The 13,700-nt window shown below is 69.2% G+C and carries 13 protein-coding genes and 1 pseudogene; 9 read left to right on the top strand and 5 right to left on the bottom strand.

Features of this window, described 5'->3' with window-relative positions; genetic code table 11:
• The coding region (locus F3T56_RS48350) for a helix-turn-helix domain-containing protein (protein ID WP_246204015.1) at positions 1-305 on the bottom strand (305 nt) is incomplete at its 3' end.
• A gap of 171 nt (positions 306-476) precedes the next feature.
• A pseudogene (locus F3T56_RS49455) lies at positions 477-986 on the bottom strand (FAD-dependent monooxygenase); the annotation flags it as partial.
• 290 nt (positions 987-1,276) lie between these two features.
• Here F3T56_RS49455 and F3T56_RS29885 point away from each other — a divergent pair.
• The 4 genes from F3T56_RS29885 to F3T56_RS29870 are packed head-to-tail and all read left to right on the top strand — an operon-like array spanning position 1,277 to position 4,960.
• Positions 1,277-2,563: an ABC transporter substrate-binding protein gene (locus F3T56_RS29885; protein WP_149828470.1), complete on the top strand. Its 1,287-nt coding sequence runs from the start codon at positions 1,277-1,279 to the stop codon at positions 2,561-2,563.
• Complete coding sequence (locus F3T56_RS29880; protein ID WP_149828469.1) at positions 2,560-3,498, top strand: carbohydrate ABC transporter permease; 939 nt, start codon at positions 2,560-2,562, stop codon at positions 3,496-3,498. The genes F3T56_RS29885 and F3T56_RS29880 overlap by 4 nt, the downstream gene beginning before the upstream one ends.
• Positions 3,495-4,367, top strand: coding sequence for a carbohydrate ABC transporter permease (locus F3T56_RS29875; RefSeq protein WP_172639203.1), 873 nt, complete (start codon positions 3,495-3,497; stop codon positions 4,365-4,367). The genes F3T56_RS29880 and F3T56_RS29875 overlap by 4 nt, the downstream gene beginning before the upstream one ends.
• Positions 4,364-4,960: a hypothetical protein gene (locus tag F3T56_RS29870; protein ID WP_149828468.1), complete on the top strand. Its 597-nt coding sequence runs from the start codon at positions 4,364-4,366 to the stop codon at positions 4,958-4,960. Before F3T56_RS29875 ends, F3T56_RS29870 begins: the two co-directional genes overlap by 4 nt.
• A 24-nt stretch (positions 4,961-4,984) precedes the next feature.
• Here F3T56_RS29870 and F3T56_RS29865 read toward each other — a convergent pair whose 3' ends face one another.
• Positions 4,985-5,359: a DoxX family protein gene (locus F3T56_RS29865; protein WP_149828467.1), complete on the bottom strand. Its 375-nt coding sequence runs from the start codon at positions 5,357-5,359 to the stop codon at positions 4,985-4,987.
• A gap of 127 nt (positions 5,360-5,486) precedes the next feature.
• Here F3T56_RS29865 and F3T56_RS29860 point away from each other — a divergent pair, with 127 nt between their 5' ends.
• Positions 5,487-5,975, top strand: a complete 489-nt coding sequence (locus F3T56_RS29860; protein ID WP_149828466.1) for a MarR family winged helix-turn-helix transcriptional regulator — start codon at positions 5,487-5,489, stop codon at positions 5,973-5,975.
• A 4-nt stretch (positions 5,976-5,979) separates the two neighbouring features.
• Here F3T56_RS29860 and F3T56_RS29855 read toward each other — a convergent pair whose 3' ends face one another.
• A complete protein-coding gene (locus F3T56_RS29855) occupies positions 5,980-6,987 on the bottom strand; it encodes a LacI family DNA-binding transcriptional regulator (RefSeq protein WP_149828465.1) in 1,008 nt (335 codons plus the stop codon).
• Positions 6,988-7,134: 147 nt separating this feature from the next.
• Here F3T56_RS29855 and F3T56_RS29850 point away from each other — a divergent pair, with 147 nt between their 5' ends.
• Positions 7,135-8,286 (top strand): Gfo/Idh/MocA family protein, encoded by a 1,152-nt coding sequence (locus F3T56_RS29850; RefSeq protein WP_149828464.1) that lies wholly within the window; start codon positions 7,135-7,137, stop codon positions 8,284-8,286.
• A gap of 21 nt (positions 8,287-8,307) precedes the next feature.
• Here F3T56_RS29850 and F3T56_RS29845 read toward each other — a convergent pair whose 3' ends face one another.
• Positions 8,308-9,072, bottom strand: coding sequence for a GntR family transcriptional regulator (locus F3T56_RS29845; RefSeq protein WP_149828463.1), 765 nt, complete (start codon positions 9,070-9,072; stop codon positions 8,308-8,310).
• Between the two features lie 375 nt (positions 9,073-9,447).
• Here F3T56_RS29845 and F3T56_RS29840 point away from each other — a divergent pair, with 375 nt between their 5' ends.
• From F3T56_RS29840 to F3T56_RS29830, 3 genes are read left to right on the top strand one after another with little or no spacing between them, the layout of a single operon-like run.
• The gene (locus F3T56_RS29840; RefSeq protein WP_149828462.1) at positions 9,448-10,467 is read left to right on the top strand and encodes a sugar ABC transporter substrate-binding protein; all 1,020 of its coding nucleotides are present in this window, start codon (positions 9,448-9,450) and stop codon (positions 10,465-10,467) included.
• Positions 10,468-10,474: 7 nt separating this feature from the next.
• Entirely contained in the window at positions 10,475-11,548 is a 1,074-nt protein-coding gene (locus F3T56_RS29835; RefSeq protein WP_149828461.1) for an ABC transporter permease, read from the top strand.
• A 6-nt stretch (positions 11,549-11,554) separates the two neighbouring features.
• On the top strand, positions 11,555-12,469 hold the full coding sequence (locus F3T56_RS29830) for an ATP-binding cassette domain-containing protein (RefSeq protein ID WP_149828460.1): 915 nt from the start codon (positions 11,555-11,557) through the stop codon (positions 12,467-12,469).
• Positions 12,470-13,700: the final 1,231 nt, after the last annotated feature.

Below are 13,700 nucleotides of genomic sequence, written 5' to 3'. Positions count from 1 at the left end.
CCCTTGCGCTCGCCCTTGAGAGAGGCGAAGAAGCTCTTGTACGCGGCTTCGGCATCCCGCAGGGACTGTTGCAGGACGACCGCAGAGACATCGCCCAGCCAGGAACGCTGGGGGGTGTCCTTGGCCCGGGTGATCAGTTGCTGGGACAGGGCGGCGGCCGTCGGGAACGGCTCCTTGGCCGCGCGGGCCTGTTCACGGGCGCGTACCGCGTCGTTGAACACGACACGGGCGCACCCGAACGCCCGTGCCAGCGCGGTGCGTTGGCCGGGCTCCGGGTACAGACGAAAGCTGTACCGAAGCTGCATGCGGTGATCGTACGAACGATCACACCTGCTGTCGCTGGGAACATCCGTTCTCCAACTCACCACCACAACACAGTCCGGCTCCGCCGGAACGACACTGCGGCACTCCGCGCCGCAGCCACCGGATCGGCTTCACCACCGGCGCGAACGCCGATGCACTGCCGATGAAATCTGGTAGCTGTCCAACAGTCCATCCGGAGCCGATCCCTTGACCTCGGCGGCCAGCTTCCAGCCGAGGTTGAACGCGTCCTGGACACCGAGGTTGAGCCCCTGCCCACCCGTCGGCGGGTGGATGTGCGCCGCGTCGCCGGCCAGCAGCACCCGGCCGACCCGGTAGCGCTCGGCCTGCCGGGTGGCGTTGCCGAAGCGGGACAGCTAGCGCGGTGAGTGCACGCCGAAGTCGATGCCTGCGAACGCCCGCAGCTGTCGCTTGAACTCCTCCAGGGTGGGCGGGACGGTGCGGTCCTCGACCACCTCCTCGGCGGGTACGACGACGCGGTTCACCCCGCCCTCTCCTAAGGGCGCGGCGCCGAACCGCTTCTGGGTCTTGTTGACTTCGGCCACCACGGCGGCCAGCTCCTCCGATGGTACGGCCGCCTCCATCTCGTCCAGCAGCGTCTCGACCGTGGAGGACTCTAGTGACCGGTTCGCCGCCAGCCCCGTCACCAGTGACCGCGCCCCGTCCACCGCGTCCGCCGCCCGACCCAGCCCGTCCGGAACCCGCTCCCCGAAGAGATCGGCCAGCATCCGTACGTCCCCACCACCGTGTCCGCCCTCCACCAGGTCGATCCGGTCCGCGAAGGGGCCCGTCAGCGCCTCCGTGAACATCCGGGCGCGGGCGCCGAGACCCACCATGGCGGCTCTGCGGGGGCGTTGCGTGGAATCGGTGCCGGGGTCTTGTCGTGTCATACGGACCTTCCCTAGGGTCATGCGGGGGGTGGAAGCGCTTTCTAGTGAAAGAGGTGACCCCACTCATGCCCGGAAACAGGACAAGGAAGTCCTGTACGACGGCCGTGGTCCTGGCCCTGTGCGCGGTGCTCGCGGGCTGCTCGGACACGGACGAGTCGTCTCGCGCGGGCGGCGAGGTCGTGCTGCGCTACACCTGGTGGGGCAACCCGGACCGGGCGGCGAAGACCCAGGCGGCGGTAGACCTCTTCGAGGAGAGAAACCCCGGGATCGACGTACAGACCTCCTTCACCGGCTACGAGGCCTACAAGCAGAAGCTCGCCACGCAGGCCGCCGGCGGCGACGCTCCCGATGTGATGCAGCTCGACTACCGGATGATCGACCAGTACGCCACCGGCGGCGTGCTGCTCGACCTGAGCGAGCAGCAACAGGTCCTGAAGACAAGCGAGTTGGAGCCCGGCCTGCTCGCCACCGGCAAGGTGGACGGCAAGCAGTACGCCGTCCCGCAGGGCCGTGGCACCGAGACCATGGTCTACGACACCGAGCAGTGGAAGGCCGCGGGTCTTGAGCAGCCCCGGGTGGGCTGGACCTGGAGCGAATGGGCCGACGCGATGCGGACGGTGGCCGAGAGGACCGGCGAGCCCGGCGGCACCGATCCCGGCCAGAGCGAGGACGCCTTCGAGGTCTGGCTGCGCGGCCAGGGCAGGACCCTGTACACCGCGGACCGCCAACTCGGCTTCACCGCCGACGACTTGACCCGCTGGTGGACCTTCACCGACGAGCTGCGCCGCGAAGGTGCCGTCTCGCCCGCCGAGCAGACCACCCAGCTCGACGGCAGTGTCGAGAACACCCCGCTCGGCCGCGGAAAGGCCGCCTCGGACGTCAACTGGGACGCCCCCGCGAGCGGTTACCTCGCCCTCGTCCCCACCGGGATCTCGCTCGCCCCCATGCCCGCGGGCGAGGACGGCACGCCCGGCCAGTACTTCAAGCCCTCCATGTTCATGGGCGTGGCCGCCGACTCCGGCCATCCCGAGGAGTCCGCGAAGCTCGTCGACTTCATGCTCAACGACAAGGACGCCGCGAAGATCCTCGGCGCGACCCGGGGCATCCCCGTCAACGAGTCGATCCGCGAGGACATCGCCGCCGACCTCAAGGACTTCGACAAGACCATCTACGACTACCAGGCCACGGTCGAAGGCAAGCTCGACGCCCCGCCCCAGGCACCCCCGTCGGGCGACACCGCGCTGCAGACCACCTTCATGCGCGACTACGACCAGGTGTCGTACGAGCGGATGTCCCCCCGCGAGGCCGCCGAGAACTACATCACCGAGGCGAAGGCGGAGCTGAGGTCATGACCACCGCACAGATGCCGAAGGCCGCACCCGCCCCGGAAGCCGCCGCCGTACGCAAGCCCCCGCGCCGACGCCGCGAGGGCGCCGCATGGGTGTTCCTCTCGCCCTGGGTGCTCGGGGCCTGCGTCCTGACGCTGCTCCCCATGGCCGTCTCGCTCTACCTCTCCTTCACCGACTACGACCTGTTCAACTCCCCGAACTGGGTGGGCCTGCGCAACTACACGCAGATGTTCACCGAGGACCCGCGCTACTGGCGCTCGGTCGTGGCGACCCTGACGTACGTCGTCATCGCCGTCCCCCTGCAACTCGCCCTCGCGCTCATCGTGGCCCTCGCCCTGAAGAACATGAAGCGCGGCAAGGGCTTCTACCGCTCCGCGTTCTACGCCCCCTCCCTGCTCGGCGCCTCCATGTCCATCGCCCTCGTCTGGCGGGCGATCTTCAACGACGGGGGCACGATCGACAACCTCTTCGGCACCGGCGGCTGGGTCTTCAAGCCCGGCTGGGCGCTGCTCGCGGTGGCCCTGCTGACGGTGTGGCAGTTCGGCGCCCCGATGGTCATCTTCCTCGCCGGACTCCAGCAGATCCCGGGGGAGTTGTACGAGGCGGCCGAGGTGGACGGCGCGGGAAGGTGGCGCCAGTTCCTGTCGATCACGGTCCCCATGCTGTCGCCGGTGATCTTCTTCAACCTGGTCCTCCAGACCATCCAGGCCTTCCAGGTCTTCACCCCCGCCTTCGCGATCAGCGCCGGCAAGGGCGGCCCCGCTGACTCCACCCTCTTCTACACGCTCTATCTCTACGACCGGGGCTTCGTCGCCTCCCACATGGGCTACGCCTCCGCCATGGCCTGGGTCCTGCTGATCGTCATCGGCGTGGTCACCGCCGTCCTGTTCCGCACGTCCCGCTCCTGGGTCTTCTACGCCTCCGAGGGGGACCGATGACCACCACGACCACCTCAACTCCCGCCGTCCGCATGCCCGTTGCATGGGCCCGTGCGGCCCTGCACGCCGGCTGTCTGGCCGCGCTCCTCGTCATGCTGTACCCGCTGGCCTGGCTGCTGGCGACCTCGCTGAAGCCGGCGGACGAGGTCATCGCGAGCCTCGACCTGCTGCCCGGCCGGCTGGAATGGTCCAACTACGAGACGGCGCTGGAGGGCGTGAACGACATCTCGGTCGGCCGGCTGCTCGGCAACTCCCTGCTGATCGCCGGCGGCGCGGTCGTCGGCAACGTCCTATCCTGCTCCCTCGCGGCCTACGCCTTCGCCCGCCTGCGGTTCCGCTTCCGGGGCCCGCTCTTCGCCTTCATGATCGCGACGATCATGCTGCCGCATCACGCGGTACTGATCCCGCAGTACATCATCTTCAACCAGCTCGGCATGGTGAACACCTACTGGCCGCTGATCCTGCCGAAATTCCTCGCCACGGAAGCCTTTTTCGTCTTCCTCATCGTGCAGTTCATGCGCGGACTGCCGAGGGAACTGGAGGAGGCGGCGCGGATCGACGGTTGCGGACCGTTCCGGAGTTTCCTGCTGGTGATTCTGCCGTTGACGCGACCCGCCCTGATCACGACCGCGATCTTCACCTTCATCTGGACCTGGAACGACTTCTTCACCCAGCTGATCTATCTCTTCTCGCCCGAGAAATTCACGCTCACGCTGGCCCTCAGGTCGTTCGTGGACGCGTCGAGCACCTCGGCCTTCGGTCCGATGTTCGCCATGTCGGTGATCGCGCTGCTGCCGATCGTCCTGTTCTTCCTCGCCTTCCAGCGGTTCCTGGTGGAGGGCATGGCCAACTCCGGGATCAAGGGGTGAGCGGCGTGCGGACCAGCCGGGAGGCGGGCGAGGTCTTCGGGCCCCGGATGACGCTGTTCGCGGACGTGCTGAGCGTGGGTATCGCCGTGGCGGTGGTGAGCCTGCCGCTGCTGACCCTGCCCGCGACTCTGTCGACGGCGTGCGCGGTGCTGCGGGGAGCGCGGGAGGGCCGCCCGGCCACGGCCGGGCGGTTCTTCGCGGAGCTGAGGCGGCGCCTGCGCGTCGGTGACCTGGCCGCCGGGCTCGTCACCCTCGCCGCGCTGGCCCTCGTCCTGGTCGACCTCGCCCTCGCCGGCGCCGGACTCCCGGGCGCCCTCGCCTTCGCCCTCCTCGCCGCCGCGGTGACCACCTGCGCCACCGTGGTCGCCCTCCGCGCCTGCGCCCGCCCCGAGTCCACCACCGACTGGCCCGAGGCCGTACGGAGGGCGGCGCGGGACGCTGTACGGGACGTGGGAGGCAGCGGCCTGGTGCTGCTGGCCCTGGCGGCCGCCGCCCTGTGCGCCTGGATGCTGCTCCCGCTCGCCTTCCTCGCGCCGGGCCTGCTGGCCCTGGCGCTCACCGCCGTGGACGTACGTCGGGCAGCGGCACAGTAGCCGTACACATCAAAGGCGTACGTATCAGAAGGCGTACGGCCCGAACCGGCCCCAAGCCACCACGGCCGCCAGCGCCAGCAGCACCACGTTCATGAGGATCGCCTGGGTCTCCTTGCGACGGGCGTGGAAGATCATCGCGCCGATCATGACGAGGACCAGGCCGGTCGCCGCGAGCGGGACGAATATCGGGGCGATGTCCACGGCGGCGGGCAGGATCAGGCCGATGCCCGCCAGGGCCTCCAGGGCGCCGATGGTCCTGACCGCGCCGGGGGAGAAGCTCTCGACCCAGTCCATGCCGGAGGACGCGAGCTTCTCCTTCGGCTGGGTGCTCTTCATCAGGCCGGCGGCGAGGAAGAGCACCGCGAGAAGTCCGGCGATGATCCACAGGGTGACGTTCATGGGCGGCCTCGGTCCGCTTCTCGGGTTGAACATTAAAGTTGGCGCATGGGTCAAGTTAGGCGTGTCCAGTTGAACAGTCAAGTCATCCGGCATTTGATCCCTTCAATGTGCACGTAGAGTGGGCGCCATGGACACACCGCCGCAGTCGCGTTGGCTGACCTCTGAGGAGATGGAGACCTGGTTCGCGCTGGCCGGGGTGATGATCAGGCTTCCGAGCGCGCTGGACGCGCAGTTGCAGCGGGACGCGGGCATCAGTCACGTGGAGTATCTGGTGATGTCGATGCTCTCCCAGGCCGAGGAACGCACGCTGCGGATGAGCGAGTTGGCCGCGCACGCCGGATCGTCGCTGTCCCGGCTGTCCCACTTGGTGAAGCGGCTGGAGAAGAGCGACTGGGTGCGCCGTACGCCGGATCCCGACGACGGTCGCTACACCCTGGCCATCCTCACGGACGCCGGATACGCGAAGGTCGTCGAGAGCGCGCCGGGGCACGCGGACGCCGTACGGCGCTATGTGTTCGACTCGCTCACCAAGGCGCAGCAGCGGCAGTTGAAGGACATCGGGCGGCGCATCTGGACGGCGGTCGCGCCGGACGACCGCTGCCGGCCGCCGAGTTGACGGTTCAGCGGGAGGCCGGTGGGGCGGCCGTGGTGCCGCGGATCTCCAGAGTCGGGGTGGTCAGGACGACCTTGGCCGGGCGGCCGGGGTCGGCGATCCGGTCGAGCAGGCACTGGGCGGCGCCGCGGCCGACGTCGTGGCTGGCGTTGTCCACGGTGGTGAGCCAGAGGTGCCGTAGCCGCGAGACGGAGGTGTTGTCGTAGCCGACGAGGGAGAGGTCGTGCGGCACCCGCAGGCCCAGCTCCTCGGCGGCGGAGAGCGCGCCCACGCAGGCCATGTCGTTGAACGCCAGGATCGCGGTGGGGCGTTCGGGGGCGCTGAGCAGGCGGACGGTGGCGCGGTAGCCGCCCTCCTCGGTGAGGTCGCCGCGTTCGACGGCCATCGTGTCGGCCAGGCCGTGCTCACGCATGACCGTCTCGAAACTGCGGCGGCGCAGCGCGCCGACCACGCCGTCGCCCGTGATGTGGGCGATGCGGCGATGGCCGAGGCCGATGAGGTGCTCGGTGGCGAGCCGGGCGCCGTGCTGGTCGTCGCCCGCGACGACGTCCACATGGGGGAGCGTGGGCTCGCGGGCGCCCGCGACCACCGTGGGGATCTGCCCGGCCGCCGTGCGCAGGGCCTCGGACGGCGGCAGGGTGCCGACCGCGATCAGGCCGTCGACCCGCAGCTCGGTGAAGGTGCGGGTGAGGTCCTCCCCGAGCCGCCGGTTGAGGTGGCCGTCGGCCAGCAGCATGCGCAGACCGTTGTCGTGCAGCCGGGCGTTCAGACCGTCCAGCAGCTCCACGAACCAGGGGTTGCGCATGTCGTTGAGGAGGACGCCGACCGTGCGGGTTCGGCGCTCGCTGAGGCTGCGCGCGGCGGCGTTCGGCCGGTAGCCCAGCTCGTCCACGGCCGTCAGCACGGCCTCCCGCTTCTCGGGGCGCACCTGGTCGGAGCCGCGCAGCACCAGGGAGACCAGTGACTTCGACACGCCGGCCCGTTCGGCGACATCGCGGATCGTCGGGGGTCTCATGGCGTGGACCGTTCCATAGGGGGTCGTCGTTGTCAAAGCCCTTACAAGGACCCGCGAGGGCTTGAAGGGCTTGACAGTCGCGAAGTTGGCCCCGCAAGGTGAGCGGCGTACGTCCGTTCTGGACCGGTCCAAAAGGTGAAGGCAGTCATGGTGAGTGCGCTCGGTGTCGCCGTCGTGGGGTTCGGCTGGATGGGACGGGTGCACACCCAGGCGTACGCCCGCGTGCCACACCACTTCCCGCAGTTGACCGTACGGCCGGAGCTGATCACCGTCGCCGAAGAGGTCCCGGGGCGGGCGGAGGAGGCGGCCGAGCGGTACGGATTCGCCGCCACCGCCCGCGACTGGCGCGAGGTGGCCGCCGACCCCCGCGTCCAGGCCGTGAGCATCACCGCGCCGAACTTCCTCCACCGGGAGATCGGTGTCGCCATGGCCGAGGCCGGCAAGCACATCTGGATCGAGAAGCCTGTCGGCCTCACCGCCGCCGACGCCCGCGCCGTGGCAGACGCGGTCGCCAAGGCCGGCGTCCAGGGCGCCGTCGGCTTCAACTACCGCAACGCGCCCGCCGTCGCCGCCGCCCGCGAACTGATCGCCGCCGGCGAGATCGGCACCGTCACCCACGTCCGGATCCGCCTCTTCAGCGATTATGCCGCCCACCCCGAGGGCGCTCTGACCTGGCGGTACGAGCGTGAGCGCGGCGGCAGCGGGGTCCTCGGCGACCTCGCCTCGCACGGCGTGGACCTCGCCCGTTTCCTCCTCGGCGACATCGCCGCCCTCACCGCCGACACCGCGGTCTTCGTCCCCGAACGCGCCCGCCCCACCGGCGCCACCGCCGGGCACACCCGCGCGAGCGGCGGCGAACTCGGCCCCGTCGAGAACGAGGACTACGTCAACTGCCTGCTCCGCTTCGCCTCCGGCGCCCGAGGCGTCCTGGAGGCCTGCCGGGTTTCCGTCGGCGAGCAGAACAACTACGGCTTCGAGATCCACGGCACCAAGGGCGCCGTCTCCTGGGACTTCCGCCGCATGGGCGAACTGGCCGTCAGCAAGGGCGACGCCTACCAGGACCAGGCCGTCAGCACCCTCTACGTCGGCCCCGGCCACGGCGAGTACGCCGCCTTCCAGCCGGGCTCCGCCAACGCCATGGGCTACGACGACCTCAAGGTCATCGAGGCGTACCACTTCCTCCGCTCCATCGCCGAGGGCACCCCGTACGGCACCACCCTGGACGACGCCGTGCGCAGCGCCACCGCACTGGACGCAATGAGCCGCTCGGCGGAGTCGGGGGCGTGGGTCAGCCTCTGAACAACTCCCCTGCGGAGACGGTCAGTTGCGGACGAGTAGCTGGAAGTCGAAGGAGTAGCGGGAGGCCCGGTAGATGTGGCTGCCGTACTCGACGGCGCGGCCGGTGTCGTCGTACGCCGTGCGCTGCATGGTGAGCAGGGCGGCACCCTCGGGCTCGCCGAGCCGCTCGGCCTCGTCGGCGTTCGCGTTCCGGGCGCCGACGGTCTGGTGGGCGCTGTGCAGGGTGATGCCGGCGTTGCGCATCATCCGGTACAGGCCCGTCGACTCCAGTCGTTCGGTGCCGAGGTCCAGCAGTCCCGCCGGGACGTAGTTCGACAGGAACGCCACCGGCTGGCCGTGGGTGAGGCGCAGCCGCTCGAACAGGTGCACCTCGGCGCCCTCGGTGATCCCCAGGGCGGCCGCGACCTCGGCGGAGGCGGTCCGGACCTCGCTCAGCAGCACCCGGGTCGTGGGCCGCTGCCCGGCCGCCTCCAGGTCGTCGTACAGGCTGCTCAGCTCCAGCGGCCGCTTGACCTGACTGTGCACCACCTGCGTGCCCACACCCCGGCGCCGTACGAGAAGCCCCTTGTCGACCAGCGACTGGATGGCCTGCCGCACGGTCGGCCGGGACAGGCCGAGGCGGCCCGCGAGCTCGATCTCGTTGCCCAGCAGGCTGCCCGGGCCCAGTGCACCGTGCTCGATCGCGGACTCCAGCTGCCGGGCCAGCTGGTAGTACAGCGGCACCGGGCTGCTCCGGTCGACGCTGAGGTCGAGGCCCTGTGTACTCCCTGTGGTCGCACTGGTCACGCTATGAGGGTATCCGTCCGTCTGGATGACAGGAACCCCTGTCATCGCGTTGTCCTTACATGTTGGCTGGTAGGGATGCGGGCGCTCGGGTCCGGATGTATGCCAGGTGTAGGGCCCAGGGTGAGCCCCTGTCAAGACTTTGTACTGACATAAAGACCTGCTCGTGAAATGATGTCTTAACAAAGTATTGACAGGCGGGTGTGCCAGGGGTTTGATCCCGTCCCAACGGAAGACCCCTGCGCGAGAGCCCGACGACACCGCGCAGTCGGCCTACCGGCACAATGATCCGGACTTCACGTCCGGGCCCGCGCGGGCACCCCCGCCCGACGCTGTCCCGTTCCCTTTCCCCCTGTCGCACAGTGAGGTGCAGGAAAGATGGACCGCGCGTTTCACCCCCGCTCCCGCAGAGTGGCCCCCTTCTTCGCGCTGGCCGCGGCATCCGCGCTGCTCATCGCGGGATGCTCCAGCGAATCCGGCGGCAAGGAGGCCGAGGAGGGCGGGACGAACGCCTCCGCGGGCAAGGCCGACACCCCGAAGATGAAGGTCGCGATGGTGACCCACGCCGGGCAGGGCGACACCTTCTGGGACATCGTCCGCAAGGGCGCCGAGACGGCAGCTGCCAAGGATAACGTCGAGCTCGTCTACTCGAACGACCCGAACGCGGCCAACCAGGCCAACCTCGTCCAGAACGCGATCGACCAGAAGGTCGACGGCATCGCGGTCACCCTCGCCAAGCCGGACGCCATGAAGGACGTCATAGCCAAGGCGGAGAAGGCCGGTATACCCGTCGTCGGTCTGAACTCCGGTATGGACGTGTGGCAGGAGCAGGGGCTGCTCTCGTTCTTCGGGCAGGACGAGACGGTCTCCGGTGAGGCCTTCGGCAAGAAGCTCAACGAGACCGGCGCCAAGCACGCCGTCTGCGTGATCCACGAGCAGGGCAACGTCTCGCTGGAGGCGCGCTGCGCCGGTGTGAAGAAGACGTTCGAGGGCGAGACCGAGAACCTCTACGTCAACGGCACCGACATGCCGTCGGTGAAGTCAACCGTCACCGCCAAGCTCAAGCAGGACACCTCCATCGACGAGGTCGTCACCCTCGGCGCCCCGATCGCGCTGACCTCCGTGCAGTCGGTGGACGACGCGGGCAGCAAGGCGAAGGTCGCGACGTTCGACCTGAACAAGGAGCTGACGGACGCCATCAAGGCGGGCGACATCGAGTTCGCCGTGGACCAGCAGCCCTACCTCCAGGGCTACCTGGCCGTGGACTCGCTGTGGCTCTACAAGAACAACGGCAACTACAGCGGCGGCGGTGAGGCCCCCGTCCTGACCGGGCCGGCCTTCGTCGACAAGGACAACGTCGACACGATCGCCTCGTTCGCCGCGAAGGGCACCCGGTGATCCGATCATGACCCAAGCAACGGCACCGGCGGCGAGCTCCTCGCCGCCGGCTCCGCCGGCCACCCAGAAGGACGGCCGTACCGCACAACGCTCCCTGGGGCGCCGCCTGTTGGCCCGCCCCGAGGTTGGCGCGCTCATCGCCGCCATCGGTGTGTACGTGTTCTTCTTCGCGGCGGCCCCTTCCTTCCGCGAGGCCGGCTCGCTGGCGACCGTGCTCTACCAGGCGTCGGTGATGGGCATCATGGCGCTGCCCGTGGCGTTGTTGATGATCGGCGGCGAGTTCGACCTGTCCGCCGGTGTCGCGGTGACGACGTCGGCGCTGACCGCCGCGATCCTCAGCTTCCAGCTGACGATGAATGTGTGGACGGGTGTCTTCGTCGCGCTGGTCGTGTCGTTGGCGGTCGGTGCGTTCAACGGCTGGCTGCTGATCAAGACCGGATTGCCCAGCTTCCTGGTCACGCTGGGCTCGTTCCTGATCCTCCAGGGCTCCAACCTGGCGGTGACGAAGATCTTCACCGGCAACGTGGCCAGTGACTCGATCGCCGACATGGACGGCTTCGACCAGGCCAAGAGCGTCTTCGCCTCCGAAGTGTCCATCGGCGGCGTGGACTTCAAGGTCACGATCTTCTACTGGCTGGTCTTCGCCGGGATCGCGACCTGGCTGCTGCTGCGCACCAAGTTCGGCAACTGGATCTTCGCGGTCGGCGGCAACAAGGACTCCGCCCGCGCCGTGGGTGTCCCGGTGAACCTCACCAAGATCGCCCTGTTCATGGGCGTCGGCGCCGGTGCCTGGTTCGTGGGCATGCATCTGCTGTTCTCGTTCAACACGGTGCAGTCCAACGAGGGCGTGGGCAACGAGTTCCTGTACATCATCGCCGCGGTCATCGGTGGCTGCCTGCTGACCGGCGGATACGGCTCCGCGATCGGCCCGGTCATCGGCGCCTTCATCTTCGGCATGGTCAACCAGGGCATCGTCTACGCGAACTGGAACCCCGACTGGTTCAAGGCGTTCCTCGGCGTGATGCTGCTGCTCGCCGCCCTCGTCAATCTGTGGGTCCGCCAACAGGCGACCCGGAGGTGAGGACCCATGACTGACACCAACGGAAGCACCGCCGCGCAGTCCGCGGTCAAGGACGCGGCACCCGGCCCTGACAAGCCGGTCGTGGAGTTGCGCGGTGCGGGCAAGTCGTACGGCAACATCCGTGCCCTGCACGGTGTGAACCTGACCGTCCACCCCAGCCGCGTCACTTGCGTCCTGGGCGACAACGGCGCCGGCAAGTCCACCCTGATCAAGATCATCTCGGGTCTGCATCAGCACACCGAGGGCGAGTTCCTCGTGGACGGCGAAGCCGTACGCTTCACCACCCCGCGCGAGGCTCTCGACGCCGGCATCGCCACGGTCTACCAGGACCTGGCGACCGTCCCGCTGATGCCGGTGTGGCGGAACTTCTTCCTCGGCTCGGAGATGACCAAGGGCCCCTGGCCGGTCCGCCGCCTCGACATCGAGAAGATGAAGAAGACCGCGGACGAGGAACTGCGCAACATGGGCATCGTCCTGGACGACCTGGACCAGCCCATCGGCACCCTCTCCGGCGGCCAGCGCCAGTGCGTGGCGATCGCCCGCGCCGTCTACTTCGGCGCCCGCGTCCTCATCCTCGACGAGCCGACCGCCGCCCTGGGCGTGAAGCAGTCGGGCGTGGTGCTGAAGTACATCGCCGCCGCCCGCGACCGCGGCCTCGGCGTCATCTTCATCACCCACAACCCCCACCACGCCTACATGGTCGGCGACCACTTCAGCGTCCTGCGCCTGGGCACCATGGAACTCTCCGCCGCCCGCGACCAGGTCAGTCTCGAAGAACTCACCAACCACATGGCCGGCGGCACCGAACTCGCCGCCCTCAAGCACGAACTGGCCCAGGTCCGCGGCGTCGACGTCGAGGAACTCCCGGAGGAAGAGGACCTCACCGCCCCCGTGGCGACTCCGAAGGACGGGGCGGCTTGACGAAGGGGGCGGTCGCGACCGCACGTTGACGGCGGCCACCGGTTCCTGGTGGCCGCCAACCCCTGGAACCAGCCCCGGAGTTGGTCGGCAGCCCCGCCTCATCCGACCGGCACACACGCACCACCCGGCTCCGGCCGGTGCCCCCCGAGGCCGATAACCCAGCGCGTCGGAGCGGCCCAGCAGGTCCGCCAGCAGCCAGACGACGGCCAGCCACATCTCCGTCCCCTGCAAGCCCGCCTCCGGCCCCGGACCCGCCGTACCCGGTCCGAATCCGAAGCCCCTTCCGTCCTGCCAGCGGGTCAAGGCGGCCGTCAACTGCCGCTCGGCCCAGGAGCGGACCTCGGCGGACCGGTAGCCGTCGTCGCGTCCGCCCCCGCCGCCCAGCTGCCGGGTGCACAGCCACAGTGGATGGGCGACGTCCAGGACGTTGCAGGCGTTCTCGCGGCCCGCGCCGAAGTAGCGGGTGTCACGGGCATGGTCCAGCACCGCGTCCACGACCCGCTCCGGGTGCGGGACGGGCACTCCGAACTGGGCGAAGGAGCCGCGGGTCAGCCGGTAGTAGCCGTTCACCACCTGGAGTCGTGCGGTGGCGGTCGAAGGGCTGCCCCACATGCCGGTCCAGGGGTCCGCCCGGGTCAGCAGCCAGCCGAAGAGGCCTTCCAGGGAGCCCGGGGTCACCCCGCCGCCGTCCGGGTGGCGGAGGTTCCAGTGGGCGGCCGTGGCCCAGGTGTCGATCCAGACGCCGGCGCCCCAGGCGTGGTCGCGCCAGGGCAACCCTTCCAGGCGGGTGACGAGTTGATCGGCCGTCATGTTCCGTACGCCGTAGACGGGTTGGGGGAAGGACGCGCCCAGGAGGTCCAGTGCGTAGCCCACGGACAGTACGTGGTACAGGGGAGCGCCCTCGCCGATGAAGCCGTCCGCGTCCATGGGGGGAACCTGCTCCCCGGACTCGGGCACCAGGCCCGTCTCCTTGTCCTGGAGGCCGCTCAGCCGCTCGATGTGCTCCTCGGTGCCGAGTTGCTCGGGGGTGGTCCCCAGCAGCAGGTCGGCGATCTCCATTGGCGTCGCAACGGTGAAGAGGTTGCCAACTGTTCGCCGAGGAGTGTGCACGAGGGTGGATTAGCTCGATCGTGTGATGAGCGGCGTCTGGGCTTGCGGTGGTGTAGGCCGTCCGGGCTACCTTGGCCGTGCGATTTGGGACGCCGGGTACGGTGCCAGCGTGCGGGGCCCT

Origin of the sequence: Streptomyces tailanensis (genome assembly GCF_008386495.1) — a bacterium.
GTDB lineage: Bacteria > Actinomycetota > Actinomycetes > Streptomycetales > Streptomycetaceae > Streptomyces > Streptomyces tailanensis.
Note: the sequence above shows the minus strand (reverse complement) of the source record. Positions and strands in the feature narration are given on the sequence as shown.

What these genes read in the sequence shown, in the direction of transcription:
- F3T56_RS29885 (WP_149828470.1), top strand. Translation starts at nt 1,277, where the DNA reads ATGCCCGGAAACAGGACAAGGAAGTCCTGTACGACGGCCGTGGTCCTG.
- F3T56_RS29880 (WP_149828469.1), top strand. Translation starts at nt 2,560, where the DNA reads ATGACCACCGCACAGATGCCGAAGGCCGCACCCGCCCCGGAAGCCGCC.
- F3T56_RS29875 (WP_172639203.1), top strand. Translation starts at nt 3,495, where the DNA reads ATGACCACCACGACCACCTCAACTCCCGCCGTCCGCATGCCCGTTGCA.
- F3T56_RS29865 (WP_149828467.1), bottom strand. Translation starts at nt 5,359, where the DNA reads ATGAACGTCACCCTGTGGATCATCGCCGGACTTCTCGCGGTGCTCTTC.
- F3T56_RS29860 (WP_149828466.1), top strand. Translation starts at nt 5,487, where the DNA reads ATGGACACACCGCCGCAGTCGCGTTGGCTGACCTCTGAGGAGATGGAG.
- F3T56_RS29855 (WP_149828465.1), bottom strand. Translation starts at nt 6,987, where the DNA reads ATGAGACCCCCGACGATCCGCGATGTCGCCGAACGGGCCGGCGTGTCG.
- F3T56_RS29850 (WP_149828464.1), top strand. Translation starts at nt 7,135, where the DNA reads ATGGTGAGTGCGCTCGGTGTCGCCGTCGTGGGGTTCGGCTGGATGGGA.
- F3T56_RS29840 (WP_149828462.1), top strand. Translation starts at nt 9,448, where the DNA reads ATGGACCGCGCGTTTCACCCCCGCTCCCGCAGAGTGGCCCCCTTCTTC.
- F3T56_RS29835 (WP_149828461.1), top strand. Translation starts at nt 10,475, where the DNA reads ATGACCCAAGCAACGGCACCGGCGGCGAGCTCCTCGCCGCCGGCTCCG.
- F3T56_RS29830 (WP_149828460.1), top strand. Translation starts at nt 11,555, where the DNA reads ATGACTGACACCAACGGAAGCACCGCCGCGCAGTCCGCGGTCAAGGAC.